The sequence below is a fragment of the Streptomyces sp. NPDC028298 genome, from assembly GCF_055565895.1.
In genome coordinates this window covers 564,719-579,024 of sequence record NZ_JBVHTL010000006.1, presented here as the reverse complement: position 1 = coordinate 579,024, position 14,306 = coordinate 564,719, and the positions used below count along the sequence as shown (strand labels likewise).

The following is a 14,306-nucleotide window of genomic DNA, read 5'->3' as shown; positions in this document are numbered from 1 at the left end:
CGGCGACGACCGGGCGGGTGGGGCTGCGATGCCTTCGACGGGGACTTCGGACGCGGCGCGGGTCTCACGGCGGGACGACGCCGTGCGGGCCGCCGTGGAGCAGGGACTCCTCGCCCCGGACCGTCCCATCGTCGCGCTCCTGGACGTCCCCGGCATCCGGGCCTCGGCCGCCGCACTGCGCACGGCCTTCGAGGCGGTGACCGCCCCCGGCACGCCGGTGCTGCACGCCTTCGCGGTGAAGGCGACGCCGCTCGTGCCCGTCCTGCGCCTGCTCCGCGAGGAGGGCATCGGCGCGGAGGTGGCGAGCCCCGGGGAGCTCGAGCTCGCCCGCGCGGCCGGGATCCCGCCCGCGCGGACCGTGCTCGACTCGCCGGCCAAGACCCCCGCCGAGCTGCGCGAGGCGCTGGCACTGGGCATCGCGGTCAACGCGGACAGCCGGCAGGAGCTGGAGCGCATCGACGCCGCCGTCCGCTCGGCGGCCACCCGCTCCCCGCTCGGGATCCGGGTGAACCCGCAGGTCGGCGGGGGTTCGATCGGGGCGCTGTCGACGGCGACGGCGACCTCCAAGTTCGGGGTGGCGCTCCGCGACGAGGGGGCCCGCGCCTGGATCGTGCGGGCGTACGCCGACCGGCCCTGGCTGACCCGGCTGCACGCGCACTCGGGCTCCCAGGGCATGCCGCTCCCGCTGATGGCGCGGGGTGTGGCGGACACCTACGCGCTGGCCGAGGAGATCAACCGGCACGTCGGGCGACGGCAGGTCGACACGATCGACATCGGCGGCGGACTGCCGGTCGACTTCGGCTCCGACGCCATGGCTCCGACGTACGAGCAGTACGCGCGGCTGCTCGCGGAGGCGACACCGGGACTGTTCGACGGGCGGTACGGGCTGGTCACCGAGTTCGGCCGGTCCCTGCTGGCCAAGCACGGGACGGTGCTGGCCCGGGTCGAGTACACGAAGTCGGCCGGGGGCCGGGCGGTCGCGGTCACCCACGCCGGGGTGCAGGTGGCGACCCGCACGGTCTACGCGCCGGGGTCGTGGCCGCTGCGGATCGCCGCGTACGACGCGAAGGGCCGGCCCAAGACGGGGCCGGACGTCGTCCAGGACGTCGCGGGCCCCGCCTGCTTCGCGGGCGACCTGCTCGCCGAGGGCCGTCCGCTGCCGCTGCTCGAACAGGGCGACCACGTGGCCGCGCTGGACACCGGCGCGTACTACTTCGCCCACCACTACGCGTACAACTCCCTGGCCCGCCCCGGCATCTACGGCTACGCCCCCACCCAAGGCGACCCCGGAACCACCCGCTTCGCGGTCGTACGAACCCCCCAGACCCTCCCCGAGATCGTCGCGGAATCAGGCGGCCCCCACACCCAGGCACTCACCGCACTGTAGAAATCAGCCCCTCCGGCACGCCGTTGGGCCGCGGCGAAGATCCAGCCCCTCCGGCCCGACTTTGAACCGCGGGCAAGATCCAGCCCCTCCGGCGTTTGAGGAGCGGGGTCCGGGGCGGAGCCCCGGGACGGGACGGGAAGGGGCGGAGGGGGCGAAGTCCGACGACGCCGACGCCGGCCGACCCGGACCCCCCGGCGGAGCCAGCCCCTACCGGCGGCCACCAAGGCGCACTCGGCACGGCGCACGCCCGTTCGCACTCTGGTGCGCCCCCGTCACCCCGCTCCAGGGCAGCACAAATCGACCCCAGGGGGTTTGGACGGGCCTGAGAATGTGGTCAGTTGACCCACCTTAGTCATCGCGGGCATTTTCCACAGGAAAATGCCGGATCACTCCCTTCCCGTGCACACAGTGCGTAACTTCGGCGTCACTCGGCCGAACCCTTTGGCGGGAGGGAGACACGGTGCCCGGTATCGACGAGTGCCTGCTGGAGGCCATGACACTGCCCGGTGCGCGAGGCGCCTCGGTGGTCGACTGGACCAGCGGCCTGGCCCTGGGCACGGTCGGCGACGCTCCGGGCGACGACCACGAGACGACCGCGGCGGAGGCCGCCGAGCTGGCCCGGCTCGCCGCGGAGAACCGCTCGTTCGCCCCCAAGGGCGGCTCCGACTGGTCCGAGTGGTCCGACCAGGAGACCCCGATCGAAGACCTGATCATCAGCAACCGCGACAGCTATCACGTCCTGCGATTCGTCCGGACCGCCTTCGACAGCAGCGTGTTCCTGCATCTGTGGCTGGCCCGCTCGGACGGCAACCTCGCCCTGGCCCGCATCCGGCTGGGCGAGATGGCCGGACGGCTGGTGCTCGTATGACCACGGTCAGGACACCTCCCCCGCCCCGGCTCCCGATACGGGACCCGGCACCGGGCGCCGCCGGCGGCGCCTCACCGATGCTCAGCAGGCTCGCCGACGAACGGGCCACCGGCGTCCTCATCCGCGAACGCGGCACCCTCTACCTCGCCGACGGCGAGGTGGTGCACGCCGAGAGCCCGGCCACCCCCGGACTCGACGTCCTCTTCTCCGTCCACGGCGTCCTGGACCCCGAGGTGTGGCGGGAGGCGGTCGCCACGGCCGGCGCGCGCCGCCGGGTCGGCCGGTTCCTGATCGACACCGGACGGATCGCGGAGGGCGCGCTGGAGCTGTGCCACCTCGGCTCCCTCTACGACGCCGCGTACTTCGTGCTCGGGCCGAGCAGCACCCCGAGCCGCTTCCGGTACGGCGCCGCGCACTGGTTCGGCCCGCTGCGCCCCGTCCCGGTCGCCGCGCTGGAGCGCGAGACGGTGCGCCGGCGCGAACTCCTGCACCGGATCTGGCCCGACCCGGCGACCGACACCGCACCCCTGCGGCGCGCCGGGCTCATCGCGGGACCGTCGGTGCCGCTGCGCCAGGAGGCCGTCCTCGGCCGGGTGGACGGCGTCCGCACGGCGGCGGACGTGTCCCTCGCGCTGGGCCGGCCGGCCTTCCACACGCTCGTCGACCTGCGCCGGCTCGCCGCCGCCGGACTCGTGACGGCCGCGCCCGAACCGCAGCCGCTCCCCCCGCCCAGCGTGCTCACCCAGACCTCCGCCGATCCCGACGTCGCGTTGCTGCGGCGACTCAGAGACGCGCTGGAGGCCTTGTGAGTCCCAACCCCGCGGGAGGCCTTGTGATCCGCGCGCTACGACAGCGTGCCGAGAGGAGACTGCTGATGGCGGCGGAGGCCGAAGTCCTGGACGAACTCCATCGGCTGAGGGCCCGGGTGCCCCAGCTGACCGGAGCGCTCGCGGCCAGCGCCGACGGTCTCGTCCTCGCCCACGACACGCCCGGTGTGGAGCCGGACGGCCTGGCCGCGCTCACCGCGGCCGCCCTGGGGGTCGCCATACGGATGGCCGAGTCCACCGGTCACGGCGACCTGCGCGAGCTGCTGGTGCGCGGCGTGCACGGCTACGTCGCCACGTACGCGGCGGGCGGTTCCGCCGTGCTGACCCTGCTCGCCCAGGACCGGGTCAACGTCGGCCGGCTGCACCTGGAGGGGCGGCGCTCCGGCTCCCGGATCGGCGAACTCGTCGACGCCGCCACGGCTCGCGGGGAGCCGGCCGCCGAACCGGCCAAGCCGGCCGCCAAGCCCTCCGCCAAGGCCCCGCTGCGCACGCGCACCCCCCGCGGCACCACCCCGCGGTCCACATCCACTCCTGCCACCAACCACCCGAGAACAACAGAGAGCTGAAGGAGCACCACATCATGACGAACACCGAGACCGCCCTCAAAGAGGCTCTGGCGTCCATCGAAGGCGCGACCGGAGCCGCCCTCGTCGACTACACGAGCGGTATGGCCCTGGGCACCATCGGCGGCAGCAAGAGCTTCGACCTCACGGTCGCGGCCGCCGGCAACACCGATGTCGTCCGCGCCAAACTGCGCACGATGGAACACCTGGGCCTGAAGGGCGACATCGAGGACATCCTGATCACGCTGTCCGACCAGTACCACCTGATCCGGCTGATGAAGGGGCGCGGCGGAAACGGCCTCTTCCTGTACCTGGTGCTCGACCAGAAGCGCGCCAACCTGGCGATGGCCCGGCACCAGTTGAAGCGGATCGAGGCAGATCTGGAGATCTAGTTCCGCGCAGCGGGTCCGGTTCCGTTCGGGTCAGTGACGCCGCGCCCCACCGGGCGCGGCGTCACCCGCCGCCACTCCGGTGGCCCGGACCGCGCGGACCGGCTTGCCCACGGGGGCTCCGGCGCGCGGGCCGAGCCAGTCGACGCGCACCCAGATCAGCGCCTGTTCGGCCTGCTCGACCCGTCCGAGCCGAGCGGCCTTCAGCCACAGCCCGACACCCGCCCCGGCGAGGAGCATGCCGCCCGCGGCGGGCACGGCGAACGAACTGCCGAGCGCCGCGACGAAGCCGAGCAGCAGCCACCAGCGGTGGCCCCGGCGCCAGTTGCGCACGGTCACGGCACGGTCCTGGAGCACATCGTGCTTGCCGGCACGGGCGGCCGAGCGGACCAGGGCGTCGTACCGCTTGGTGCCCCGACGCGCCACGACGGCGGCCGTGACGAGAAACAGCGCGGCGCCCGCCATGACGCCGATCCTGCGCCCGGTCAGCCCCGGGAGCAGTACGCCGATCCCGGCGGCCAGCACCCCGCTCCACCACAGCGGTGCCGCTCCCGCCCGCACCACGACGGCCACTCGGGCCAGTCCCTGTCCTCCGCGCGCCACGATCCGCCTCCCGTCCCTGCGCCTGCACGTCCTCGGGCGCGCCGCCGACCGCCGCCACGCCCGTATGCCTTCGGCCGCGCAGGTTAGCCACGGAAGGTGAGACGCGTCTGAGAAACGCCCGAATCGGCGCCCGGAGGGCCGGGAGGGACCCTGCCTACTCCACGAACAGGCCCCGTACGGCGGCCCGTGCGTCGAACTGCTCCAGTCGCGCCTGGGCGTCCGGCAGGTCGTCGCACATGGCCTCCAGCAGGACGCGGCCCAGCAGCATCGGCGCGCACGCCGTGTCGAAGGCGAGGCCGGTGCCGACGGCGGCGGGGAGCAGCAGGTCGGACACCTTCGCCACGGGCGCGAACGCCGAGTCGGCGACCGTGACGACGGTCAGGCCGGCCTCCTTCGCGTAGGCGAGGGCGTCGAGGACCTCGCGCGGGTGGCGGGGCAGCGCGAAGCACAGCAAAGCCGTGGCCCCGGCCCGGACGGCCGCGTCGACGCGGTCCTGGAGCATCGTGCCGCCCTCGTGCAGCAGCCGGACGTCCGGGTGCACCTTGGCGGCGAAGTAGGCGAAGCCGTAGGCCTGGGAGGCGGCGGCGCGCAGCCCGAGGACGGGCAGCGGACGGGACGCGGCGAGCAGCCGCCCCGCCCGTGCGACCGGCCGCGGGTCGGCGAGGACGGCGGCGAGGTGGCGCAGGTTCTCGATCTCGGCCTCGACGGCCTGCTGGTACTCGTTGTACGAGGCGGTGTCGGCGGCCGGTTCGGCGGGCGCGACCTCGCGCAGGTGGCGGCGCAGCGCCGGGTAGCCGTCGAAGCCGAGCGCGACCGCGAAGCGGGTGACGGAGGGCTGGCTGACTCCGGCGAGTTCGGCGAGTTCGACGCTGGACAGGAAGGGCACGTCGGCGGCGCTGCGCACCATGCTGTGGGCGATGCGCCGCTGGGTCGGGGTGAGCCGGCGCCCCTCGAAGAGGGACTGGAGCCGTCCGGCGGGGCTGTCGCTCACACCCGCGTCACCTTCCGGACCGTCACCTTCCAGGCCGCCACCGCCGACCACCTCGCGGACACCCCTCGCCCCGCCGACGCCCGCCGCCCCGCCGCCCCTGGTCGCCTCGCCCGGGCCCGTCGCCTCGCCCGGGCCCGTCGCCTCGCCGGGCCGCGTGGACGCGCCGGCACCCGTGGACCCGTCGGCGTCCGTCGCCCCGCCGACCCCCGTCGCCGTACCGTCCTGCATCGTCCCGCCGCTCCCCATCACGTCGTCGTCCCCGTCCCTGTCGCCGCCTGCGGCCCTGTCGCCGAGCGTGCTCATGACGTGCTCCCCCTCCAGATGTCCGTGAACCGGTCGAGCAGCGCGGCGGCCGCCGTCACGTCGTCCGTGAGCGGCCGGTCGGTCTGCTCCGCGTCGAGCACCGCCTCGGCCAGCTCCAGTGCCCGCCCGGCCGGCAGCTCCGGGTCGGGCCGCAGGTCGCGCTGACGCAGCGCCCGTACCGCGGCGACCAGTTCACAGCCGACGACGAGACGGTACGCACCACACGCACGCAGCGTCTGGCGTGCGGCGAGTGAGGCGAAGCTCGCCTGTTCCTCGACGCCCCGGGAGAGTACAGCGTGGCCGAGCGAGGCGGGCGCGGAGAAGGCCCGCAGGTCACCGAGAGCGGCACCGGCGGCGTACTCCAGGATCATCACGCCCGAGGCCGCGGGCTCGGCGTCGGCGAGGAAGGGGCGCAGCCGGGTGTAGGCGGGTTCGTTGAGGGTGGAGAGCCGGGAGGTGGACAGGCGCGCCACCTGGGTGACGGCGAGCCTGAAGTGGTCGAGGGCGAGCGCGAGTTGGGCCTGGTAGAAGCCGCCGTGGTGGTAGGCGGCCATGTCCTCGGGGGAGATGAGGGGGTTCTCCGCGGCGGCGTTGATCTCCACCGCGAGGACCGCCTCGAGCGCGTCGGCCGCGTCGTGCGCCGGGCCGTGGATCTGGGGCAGGCAGCGGAAGCCGTACGGGTCCTGGAGGCGTCCGAGCGGTGGCGTGGGCCGGTCGGCGGCGCCGATCAGCTCCCGCATCCGGCGTGCCACCGCGACGGAGCCCCGGTGCGGGCGGGCCGCGTGCACGGGCTCGGCGTAGGCCTCGTGGGACCCGTCGACCGCCAGCAGGGACAGCGCCGCGACGACCTGGGTGGCCCCGATCAGCCCGCGCAGTTCGTGCAGCGCGAGGGCGGACTGTCCGAGGGTGAGGGCGTTGCTGCTGATGAGCGCGAGGGCGTCGTTGTTGTCGAGCGGCTGCGGCTCGGGGGCGAGGCCTCCGCCGGCCCGGGCCGGGGAGCCGTCCGGGCCTCTCCACGGGTGCTCCCCCGCGAGGGCGAGGCCCATCTGGGCCAGGGCCGCGATGTCCCCGGTGCCGACCGAGCCGAACTCGTTGACGGCCGGGTACGCGCCGCTCTCCAGCGCCTCGCACAGCGCCGTCACGACGGTGGGCCGCAGGCCCGCGCCACCCGCGAGGAGCTGGTTCGCGCGGACGGCGAGCATGGCCCGGACCTGCCGGGCGGGCAGTTCCGCTCCTATGGCGCCGGCGTGGCTGCGCAGCAGGCGCAGCCCGTGGCCGGCGGCGGCCTCGGTCGGGACGTCCTCGTTCCGGTTGGCGCCGACGCCGGTGGAGCGGCCGTAGACGCGGCCGGTGGCGGCGATGCGCCGGGCGGCGGACCAGGACTCCTCGACGCGCTTCATGGCGTCCGTGCCGGGGACCGGGCGCGCGGCCCCGTCGGCGAGCCGTACGACGTCGTCGACTCCGGTGCCGCGGCCGTCCAGGACCACGAGTGCGACGGCCGCCGGAGGCGTCACCGCACACGACGGGTCCACGATCCGAGACGACACCACGCGCACACCCTTCTATTCAGGTACCGAGAACTCTGCATGACGATATGCAGCCCGGCAAGGGGCGTCTCCCGGGGGCTCGGCCCCGCGGCAAGAGGGGGGCTATCCCCAGTGCCGGACGCGTCCCGGCTGCCTAACGTGTTGGACATGACCGGTATGAACGCCCGCCATGACGACGCGGAGCTGAAGAAGGAACTCGACGCCACCCTGCACGCGCGCAGGGAACTCGGCGAGGAGTACGAGTCCGCGCTGGTCGACTCGTTCCTGGAGAAGGTCGAGCAGCGCCTCGACGGCGCCGTCGACCGCCGGGTGCGGCGCCGGCTCGCCGAACAGCAGATGGTGGTGGCGCGCGGGTCGCGTTCGCCCCAGTCCGCCGACTCCTGGGGCGAGCGCTTCGGCTTCGGCATCGTCTCGCTCGTCCTCGCGATCCCGCTGTCCGCGATCGGCGTGGCGAACGCGCATCTGCCGGGTCTGCTCGTCGCCTGGGGCGGCATCGTCGGGGTGAACGTGGTCCAGGCGGCCCGCCTGTCCCCCGGCTTCTTCGGCCGCCGCGCGTCCCGGCAGGAGTCGGACTGGGAGGAGTAGGGCCGGAACGGCATACGAAAGGGCCCGGCGCTCGGGACGAGCGCCGGGCCCTTCGACGTTATGCGCGGGGACCGCCGCACCCCCGGTGAAGGGGGGCGGGACGACGGCGGTCCCCGCGAGGGACGCGGGCCGGGTCAGGACCGGGCTTGCGCGTCCTAGGCGTCCATGGAGGTCCGGGAGCCGCTCCGGAGGTCCTTGGCGCCGTTCGGCGTCGGCCGGGGCGGGGAGCCGCTCCCGCCCTGCCGACACCCACTAATGTGCCGGACCCGTGTTAAGCGGGTGCTGCGCGGACGTGTCGCGCTCGTACCACTTCCGCGAAGTTCACCCCGGCCGGAGCCGGAAGATCCACACGGATCCGACACTTCGAGCGAAATTCCTGCTCAGGCCCACCCCGGAGGGGGTCAGGCCTTGGCGCCGCCCTTGGCCAGGAAGGACAGCAGGTCCTGCCGGCTGACGACACCGGTGGGCTTGCCCTCGACGAGCACGATCGCCGCGTCGGCCCCGCCGAGCACGGACATCAGGTCGCCGACCGGCTCGCCGGAACCGACCTGGGGCAGCGGCGAGGACATGTGCTTCTCCAGCGGGTCCTCCAGGGAGGCCCGCTTGGTGAACAGCGCGTCCAGGAGCTCGCGCTCCACGACGGACCCGATGACCTCGGCGGCCATCACGTCCGGGTGACCGGCGCCCGGCTTGACGATCGGCATCTGCGAGACGCCGTACTCGCGCAGCACCTCGATGGCCTCGCCGACCGTCTCCTCGGGGTGCATGTGCACCAGCGAGGGGATCGAGGCGCCCGCCTTGTCGTTCAGGACGTCGGCGACACGGGCGCTCGGGCCGGTGTCCTCCAGGAAGCCGTAGTCGGCCATCCACTCGTCGTTGAAGATCTTGCTGAGGTAGCCGCGGCCGCTGTCGGGGAGCAGCACGACGACGACGTCGTCGGGGCCGAGGCGCTCGGCGACGCGCAGCGCGGCGACGACGGCCATGCCGCAGGAGCCGCCGACGAGCAGGCCCTCCTCCTTGGCCAGGCGGCGCGTCATCTGGAAGGAGTCCTTGTCGGACACCGCGACGATCTCGTCCGCGACCGTACGGTCGTACGCGGTCGGCCAGAAGTCCTCACCGACGCCCTCGACCAGGTAGGGCCGGCCGGAGCCGCCGGAGTACACGGACCCCTCGGGGTCGGCGCCGACGACCTGCACCTTGCCGTCGCTGGCGTCCTTCAGATACCGGCCGGTGCCGGAGATCGTGCCGCCGGTGCCCACGCCCGCCACGAAGTGGGTGATCTTCCCCTCGGTCTGCTCCCACAGCTCGGGGCCGGTCGAGTGATAGTGCGACAGGGGGTTGTTCGGGTTGGAGTACTGGTCCGGCTTCCAGGCGCCCGGGGTCTCCCGCACGAGCCGGTCGGAGACGTTGTAGTACGAGTCCGGGTGCTCCGGGTCCACGGCGGTGGGGCAGACCACGACCTCGGCCCCGTACGCGCGCAGCACGTTGATCTTGTCGGTGGAGACCTTGTCGGGGCACACGAAGATGCACTTGTACCCCTTCTGCTGCGCCACGATGGCGAGCCCGACACCGGTGTTGCCACTGGTCGGCTCGACGATCGTGCCGCCGGGCTTGAGCGCGCCGCTCTCCTCCGCGGCCTCGATCATGCGCAGGGCGATGCGGTCCTTCACGGATCCGCCGGGGTTGAAGTACTCGACCTTCGCCAGGACGGTCGCCTGGATCCCCGCGGTCACGTTGTTGAGTCTCACCAGCGGGGTGTTGCCGACGAGACTGATCATCGAGTCGTGGAATTGCACCGTTGTCTCCGGAGCTGCGTTTTTTAAAGGAATGGTCCCGTCAGCCTACGGCCCTGCGCAGCCGTTCACCCTCAGTTGAGATTGGCCCACCCGCACTTCGGGGCAAGCAGTGGTTGTACGGCTACAGGAGGTGGTGGCGACGGATGTCGAGCATGTCGAGGGCGAGGGTGGCACGGCGGATCGCCGCGGGCGCGGCGTACGGCGGGGGCGGCATCGGGCTGGTGGGTGCGGCGGCCGTCGGTCTGGTGCTGGCCGAGGTGCAGTTCGTGAAGCGGCACGTGAACAACGGACACGCTCCCTACGCCCCGCGCGCCGACGGTCTGTACGGGTACGACTATGCCGGTGCCTCCCCTGACGAACCCCCGCTGCGGCTGACGATGCTCGGCGACTCGACGGCCGCCGGCCAGGGTGTGCGCAGGGCCCGCCAGACGCCGGGCGCGCTGCTGTCCTCGGGGCTCGCGGCGGTGGCCGAGCGGCCGGTGGAGCTGTGCAACGTGGCGCTGCCCGGTGCCCAGTCGGACGACCTGGACCGCCAGGTCGCGCTCGCCCTCGCGGACACCTCGCGGCTGCCCGACATCTGCGTGATCATGATCGGCGCGAACGACGTGACGCACCGGATGCCGCCGACACGCTCCGTGCGTCATCTGTCCGCGGCGGTACGGCGGCTGCGCACGGCCGGTGCGGAGGTGGTCGTCGGCACGTGTCCCGACCTGGGCACGGTGGAGCAGGTCCAGCAGCCGCTGCGGTGGCTGGCGCGGCGCGCGTCCCGTCAGCTCGCCGCCGCCCAGACGATCGGGACGGTCGAGCAGGGCGGCCGTACGGTGTCGCTGGGCGACCTGCTGGGCCCCGAGTTCGAGGCGAACCCGCGTGAGCTGTTCGGGCCGGACCACTACCACCCCTCGGCCGAGGGGTACGCGACGGCCGCCATGGCGCTGCTGCCCACCGTCTGCGCGGCGCTCGGCCTGTGGCCGGCGGACGAGGAGCGGCCCGACGTCTCGCGTCACGAGGGGTTCCTGCCGGTCGCCCGTGCCGCCGCGGAGGCCGCGTCCGAGCCCGGCACCGAGGTCGCCGCCGCGATGCCCACCGGGCCCCGTGGCCCCTGGGCCCTCCTGAAACGCCGCCGCCGCCAACGCCTCCCGGCAACAGACCCGACCCCGACCCCCTCGAATTGACCCAGGTGCGGGCGCGCGGGGGCCGGCCGCGCAGTTCCCCGCGCCCCTAGGTCTCTCACCCCCGCCCGGCACCGAAATCCGAACCCGCTCCGGGCCGGACGCGACCGTACCCGGCTGCGGGCGCGTGGGGGCTAGCCGCGCAGTTCCCCGCGCCCCTGACCTTCTCGACCCCGGCCGGCACCGAAATTCGGACCCGGTCCGGGCCGGGCGCGACCGTAGTCGGCTGCGGGTGCGTGGGGGTCGGCCGCGCAGTTCCTCGCGCCCCTGGGGCCGTCGCCCTGGCCCGTGTCTGAAAGGTGCGGCGCGAATTTTCAGCCCCTCCGGCGATTGAGGAGCGGGGTCCGGGGCGGAGCCCCGGGGCGGTCACCGGAACGGGGGGTCACCTCCTCAGAGCGAGCCCCGTGCAGCGGACCACCCCCAAGGCGCCCCCGCCAGCAAAAAGCAAGCGCTTAGAAAAGTGCGGCCGGTGTCACACCCCCACACCGGTGACCCCGACGGTACGTACGGGTAACTTCCCAAGCAGCCCTGCACACTTCCCGTACGCCAATGGAGCCGTGATGCCCGAAGCCGTGATCGTCTCAGCCGCCCGCTCCCCGATCGGCCGCGCCTTCAAGGGCTCTCTGAAGGACGTGCGCCCCGACGACCTGACCGCCACGATCATCCAGGCCGCCCTCGCCAAGGTCCCCGAGCTCGACCCGAAGCTCATCGACGACCTGATGCTCGGCTGCGGCCTCCCCGGCGGCGAGCAGGGCCACAACCTCGGCCGCATCGTGGCCGTGCAGATGGGCATGGACCACCTCCCGGGCTGCACCATCACCCGCTACTGTTCCTCGTCCCTGCAGACCTCCCGCATGGCCCTGCACGCCATCAAGGCGGGCGAGGGCGACGTCTTCATCTCGGCGGGCGTCGAGATGGTCTCGCGGTCCGTCAAGGGCACCTCCGACGGCATGCCCGACACCCACAACCCCCTCTTCGCCGACGCCGAGGCCCGTACGGTCGAGGTCGCGCAGTCGGAGGGTTCGACCTGGCACGACCCGCGCGAGGACGGCCTGATCCCGGACGCTTACATCGCGATGGGCCAGACCGCCGAGAACCTGGCCCGCCTCAAGGGCGTCACCCGCCAGGACATGGACGAGTTCGGCGTGCGCTCGCAGAACCTCGCCGAGGAAGCCATCAAGAACGGCTTCTGGGAGCGCGAGATCACCCCGATCACGACCCCGGACGGAACGGTCGTCAGCAAGGACGACGGCCCGCGCGCGGGTGTGACGCTGGAGGCCGTCCAGGGCCTCAAGCCGGTCTTCCGCCCCGACGGCCTGGTCACCGCCGGCAACTGCTGCCCGCTGAACGACGGCGCCGCCGCCCTGGTGATCATGTCCGACACGAAGGCCCGCGAGCTCGGCCTGACCCCGCTCGCCCGCATCGTCTCGACCGGCGTCACCGGCCTGTCCCCCGAGATCATGGGCCTCGGCCCGGTGGAGGCCAGCAAGCAGGCGCTCAGCCGCGCCGGTCTCACCGTCGACGACATCGACCTGTTCGAGATCAACGAGGCCTTCGCCGCCCAGGTGATCCCGAGCGCCCGCGACCTGAACATCCCGCTGGAGAAGCTGAACGTGAACGGCGGCGCCATCGCCGTCGGCCACCCCTTCGGCATGACCGGCGCCCGCATCACCGGCACGCTCATCAACGGCCTCCAGTTCCACGACAAGCAGTTCGGCCTGGAGACGATGTGCGTCGGCGGCGGCCAGGGCATGGCGATGGTCATCGAGCGTCTGAGCTGACCGCGACGACCCGTTCCTGTGACGGGAATTGAACCCAGCGTGAACGAATCGGCCCAGAAGCCCGGAACCACCGGGCCTCTGGGCCGATTTGTGATCCAATCCCATCCAAGATGTGACCTATGTCCCTCTGGAGGGGTGTTTCCGCAGGTCAAGTGCACTGCGCAGCTAAACCTGAGGCCCAAAGTCCTGTCCTATTCGTGACGTTACGCACTGACAGTTTGATGGTTCGCCCTTCAAGCTGATGTAGGAAGTCGGGGGCCGACTTTGAACCGGGAGTACGTCAGTGAGCGCCATGCCGATTGCTCTGCTGCTCGCCACCGCCGCAAGCGCGGCCGTGGGCGTCGCCGTTCTGCGCACCCTGTGGGGTGTGCGTCGGCAGGTCGCAGCCCTGCACAGCGAACTCGTCGCGAGCCGCGCCGTCGCGGCGAGGGCCCTTGTGCCCGCGGCGCGAGGGTCCGCCGACGCGGACGAGATACGCACGGCCGTGGCCGACGCGCTGGCCGAGGAGCGCGAGCGGGAGCTCGCCGAGGCGCGGGCCTTCTGGGCCGCCCAGGAGGCGCGTGACGCCTCCGACGCGCCGTCGCTGCTCGGACTGCCGGACACCGAGCTGTTCCTGCCGCGCCACTCCGACTTCGTGGGCCTGGATCACCTGGAGCCGGTGGCCGAGACGGGCACGGAGCTGGAGGACCTCCAGCCGAGCGGCACCGCCGCCGACTCCCCCGAGCTCGCCGCGGCCCGCCGCCGCCACCCCTCGCACCCGGACTTCGTCCCGGTGCAGTCACCGGTGGTCGGCGACCACGAACGCACGGTGGCCCGCCTGGAGGAGCTCGCCGAGTCCCGTACGGAACTGGCGGACGTCCGCCCCGGCCCGCTCGGCACTCTCGACGTCTACGTCTTCGCCGACGGCACGACCCTGTGCATGACCCCCGGCCACCGCGAGACCGCGCAGCGGCTCGCCGCCGCGCTGACGGCGGGCGAGGCCCCGGTCCTGCTCGGCGGCTCCGGCGTCTCGGGCGCGTACGCGCTGACCTTCTCCTTCGGCGAGGAGAGCGTCTACATCCTGGCGGACCGCGTCATAGCGTCGCTGTAGCGGCCGCCCCGGGCGGACCGCGGGACCGCCCGCGCGCCGGAGTCGACCGACCAGGTCAGACCCCGGCGCGTTTCTGTGCCTCGGCCACGAGCGTCACCGCTTCGGCCAGTTCCTCCTCGTTCTTCAGTACGAGGGCCAAGTCGTGCGCGGCGACCGTGATTTGGTCGGCGGCGGCGAACATCCCGGCGTCGGGCATCTCCCGGGGCTCCCCCGACGGGTCCTCGACCCGCTGGGCGCGCAGGGCGAACTCCCTGGCCAGCCCCAGTGCCTCGGCCGCGGCACCGCGTTGCAGGCGGCTCTGCGGGGCGGCCCGCAACCGGTCGGCAAAGTGGTCCACGGCTCGGGTCAACGGCGTCGTATCCAGCACGCCGCGAGACTACGCGCAGCGGCGGGACTGTTGCCAACAA

14 protein-coding genes are annotated in these 14,306 nt (G+C 73.2%); 9 read left to right on the top strand and 5 right to left on the bottom strand.

All coding sequences use genetic code 11. The features are described from left to right. Nucleotides 1-28: 28 nt before the first annotated feature. The 5 genes from ACZ4TO_RS28180 to ACZ4TO_RS28160 all read left to right on the top strand — a co-directional run bounded on the left by ACZ4TO_RS28180 (nucleotide 29) and on the right by ACZ4TO_RS28160 (nucleotide 4,037). The gene (locus tag ACZ4TO_RS28180) at nucleotides 29-1,387 is read left to right on the top strand and encodes a type III PLP-dependent enzyme domain-containing protein (protein WP_468025529.1); all 1,359 of its coding nucleotides are present in this window, start codon (nucleotides 29-31) and stop codon (nucleotides 1,385-1,387) included. A 460-nt stretch (nucleotides 1,388-1,847) separates the two neighbouring features. Beyond that, nucleotides 1,848-2,255, top strand: coding sequence for a hypothetical protein (locus tag ACZ4TO_RS28175; protein ID WP_037628227.1), 408 nt, complete (start codon nucleotides 1,848-1,850; stop codon nucleotides 2,253-2,255). Beyond that, the gene (locus tag ACZ4TO_RS28170) at nucleotides 2,252-3,064 is read left to right on the top strand and encodes a hypothetical protein (RefSeq protein ID WP_382791899.1); all 813 of its coding nucleotides are present in this window, start codon (nucleotides 2,252-2,254) and stop codon (nucleotides 3,062-3,064) included. The genes ACZ4TO_RS28175 and ACZ4TO_RS28170 overlap by 4 nt, the downstream gene beginning before the upstream one ends. Before the next feature lie 65 nt (nucleotides 3,065-3,129). Beyond that, a complete protein-coding gene (locus tag ACZ4TO_RS28165) occupies nucleotides 3,130-3,648 on the top strand; it encodes a roadblock/LC7 domain-containing protein (protein WP_382791896.1) in 519 nt (172 codons plus the stop codon). A gap of 14 nt (nucleotides 3,649-3,662) precedes the next feature. Continuing rightward, nucleotides 3,663-4,037: a roadblock/LC7 domain-containing protein gene (locus tag ACZ4TO_RS28160; RefSeq protein WP_355763800.1), complete on the top strand. Its 375-nt coding sequence runs from the start codon at nucleotides 3,663-3,665 to the stop codon at nucleotides 4,035-4,037. A gap of 30 nt (nucleotides 4,038-4,067) precedes the next feature. On the opposite strand, the gene ACZ4TO_RS28155 is transcribed toward ACZ4TO_RS28160, so the two are convergent. From ACZ4TO_RS28155 to ACZ4TO_RS28145, 3 genes are all read right to left on the bottom strand, one after another. Then, nucleotides 4,068-4,637, bottom strand: a complete 570-nt coding sequence (locus ACZ4TO_RS28155; protein ID WP_382791892.1) for a hypothetical protein — start codon at nucleotides 4,635-4,637, stop codon at nucleotides 4,068-4,070. Between the two features lie 154 nt (nucleotides 4,638-4,791). Continuing rightward, nucleotides 4,792-5,856, bottom strand: a complete 1,065-nt coding sequence (locus ACZ4TO_RS28150; RefSeq protein WP_468025564.1) for a MurR/RpiR family transcriptional regulator — start codon at nucleotides 5,854-5,856, stop codon at nucleotides 4,792-4,794. A gap of 71 nt (nucleotides 5,857-5,927) precedes the next feature. Next, nucleotides 5,928-7,478 carry an aromatic amino acid ammonia-lyase gene (locus ACZ4TO_RS28145; RefSeq protein WP_468025563.1) on the bottom strand — a complete coding sequence of 517 codons (1,551 nt, stop codon included), beginning with the start codon at nucleotides 7,476-7,478 and terminating at the stop codon, nucleotides 5,928-5,930. A 147-nt stretch (nucleotides 7,479-7,625) separates the two neighbouring features. Between ACZ4TO_RS28145 and ACZ4TO_RS28140 the strand changes: the two genes are divergently transcribed. Beyond that, complete coding sequence (locus ACZ4TO_RS28140) at nucleotides 7,626-8,063, top strand: hypothetical protein (protein WP_382791889.1); 438 nt, start codon at nucleotides 7,626-7,628, stop codon at nucleotides 8,061-8,063. Between the two features lie 401 nt (nucleotides 8,064-8,464). Here the strand turns inward: ACZ4TO_RS28140 and ACZ4TO_RS28135 are convergent, their stop codons facing one another. After that, nucleotides 8,465-9,859: a cystathionine beta-synthase gene (locus ACZ4TO_RS28135; protein ID WP_382791886.1), complete on the bottom strand. Its 1,395-nt coding sequence runs from the start codon at nucleotides 9,857-9,859 to the stop codon at nucleotides 8,465-8,467. 143 nt (nucleotides 9,860-10,002) lie between these two features. On the opposite strand from ACZ4TO_RS28135, the gene ACZ4TO_RS28130 reads away from it, so the two are divergent. The 3 genes from ACZ4TO_RS28130 (at nucleotide 10,003) to ACZ4TO_RS28120 (ending at nucleotide 13,899) form a co-directional block, all read left to right on the top strand. Continuing rightward, the gene (locus tag ACZ4TO_RS28130; RefSeq protein ID WP_382791883.1) at nucleotides 10,003-11,031 is read left to right on the top strand and encodes an SGNH/GDSL hydrolase family protein; all 1,029 of its coding nucleotides are present in this window, start codon (nucleotides 10,003-10,005) and stop codon (nucleotides 11,029-11,031) included. A 557-nt stretch (nucleotides 11,032-11,588) separates the two neighbouring features. Then, a complete protein-coding gene (locus tag ACZ4TO_RS28125) occupies nucleotides 11,589-12,809 on the top strand; it encodes an acetyl-CoA C-acetyltransferase (RefSeq protein WP_382791880.1) in 1,221 nt (406 codons plus the stop codon). A 292-nt stretch (nucleotides 12,810-13,101) separates the two neighbouring features. Continuing rightward, complete coding sequence (locus tag ACZ4TO_RS28120; protein WP_382791878.1) at nucleotides 13,102-13,899, top strand: hypothetical protein; 798 nt, start codon at nucleotides 13,102-13,104, stop codon at nucleotides 13,897-13,899. 55 nt (nucleotides 13,900-13,954) lie between these two features. Here ACZ4TO_RS28120 and ACZ4TO_RS28115 read toward each other — a convergent pair whose 3' ends face one another. Continuing rightward, nucleotides 13,955-14,266: a hypothetical protein gene (locus ACZ4TO_RS28115; RefSeq protein ID WP_382791875.1), complete on the bottom strand. Its 312-nt coding sequence runs from the start codon at nucleotides 14,264-14,266 to the stop codon at nucleotides 13,955-13,957. Between the last annotated feature and the right edge of the window lie 40 nt (nucleotides 14,267-14,306).

What these genes read in the sequence shown, in the direction of transcription:
- ACZ4TO_RS28180 (WP_468025529.1), top strand. Translation starts at nt 29, where the DNA reads ATGCCTTCGACGGGGACTTCGGACGCGGCGCGGGTCTCACGGCGGGAC.
- ACZ4TO_RS28130 (WP_382791883.1), top strand. Translation starts at nt 10,003, where the DNA reads ATGTCGAGCATGTCGAGGGCGAGGGTGGCACGGCGGATCGCCGCGGGC.
- ACZ4TO_RS28150 (WP_468025564.1), bottom strand. Translation starts at nt 5,856, where the DNA reads ATGCAGGACGGTACGGCGACGGGGGTCGGCGGGGCGACGGACGCCGAC.
- ACZ4TO_RS28170 (WP_382791899.1), top strand. Translation starts at nt 2,252, where the DNA reads ATGACCACGGTCAGGACACCTCCCCCGCCCCGGCTCCCGATACGGGAC.
- ACZ4TO_RS28120 (WP_382791878.1), top strand. Translation starts at nt 13,102, where the DNA reads ATGCCGATTGCTCTGCTGCTCGCCACCGCCGCAAGCGCGGCCGTGGGC.
- ACZ4TO_RS28165 (WP_382791896.1), top strand. Translation starts at nt 3,130, where the DNA reads ATGGCGGCGGAGGCCGAAGTCCTGGACGAACTCCATCGGCTGAGGGCC.
- ACZ4TO_RS28140 (WP_382791889.1), top strand. Translation starts at nt 7,626, where the DNA reads ATGACCGGTATGAACGCCCGCCATGACGACGCGGAGCTGAAGAAGGAA.
- ACZ4TO_RS28160 (WP_355763800.1), top strand. Translation starts at nt 3,663, where the DNA reads ATGACGAACACCGAGACCGCCCTCAAAGAGGCTCTGGCGTCCATCGAA.
- ACZ4TO_RS28125 (WP_382791880.1), top strand. Translation starts at nt 11,589, where the DNA reads ATGCCCGAAGCCGTGATCGTCTCAGCCGCCCGCTCCCCGATCGGCCGC.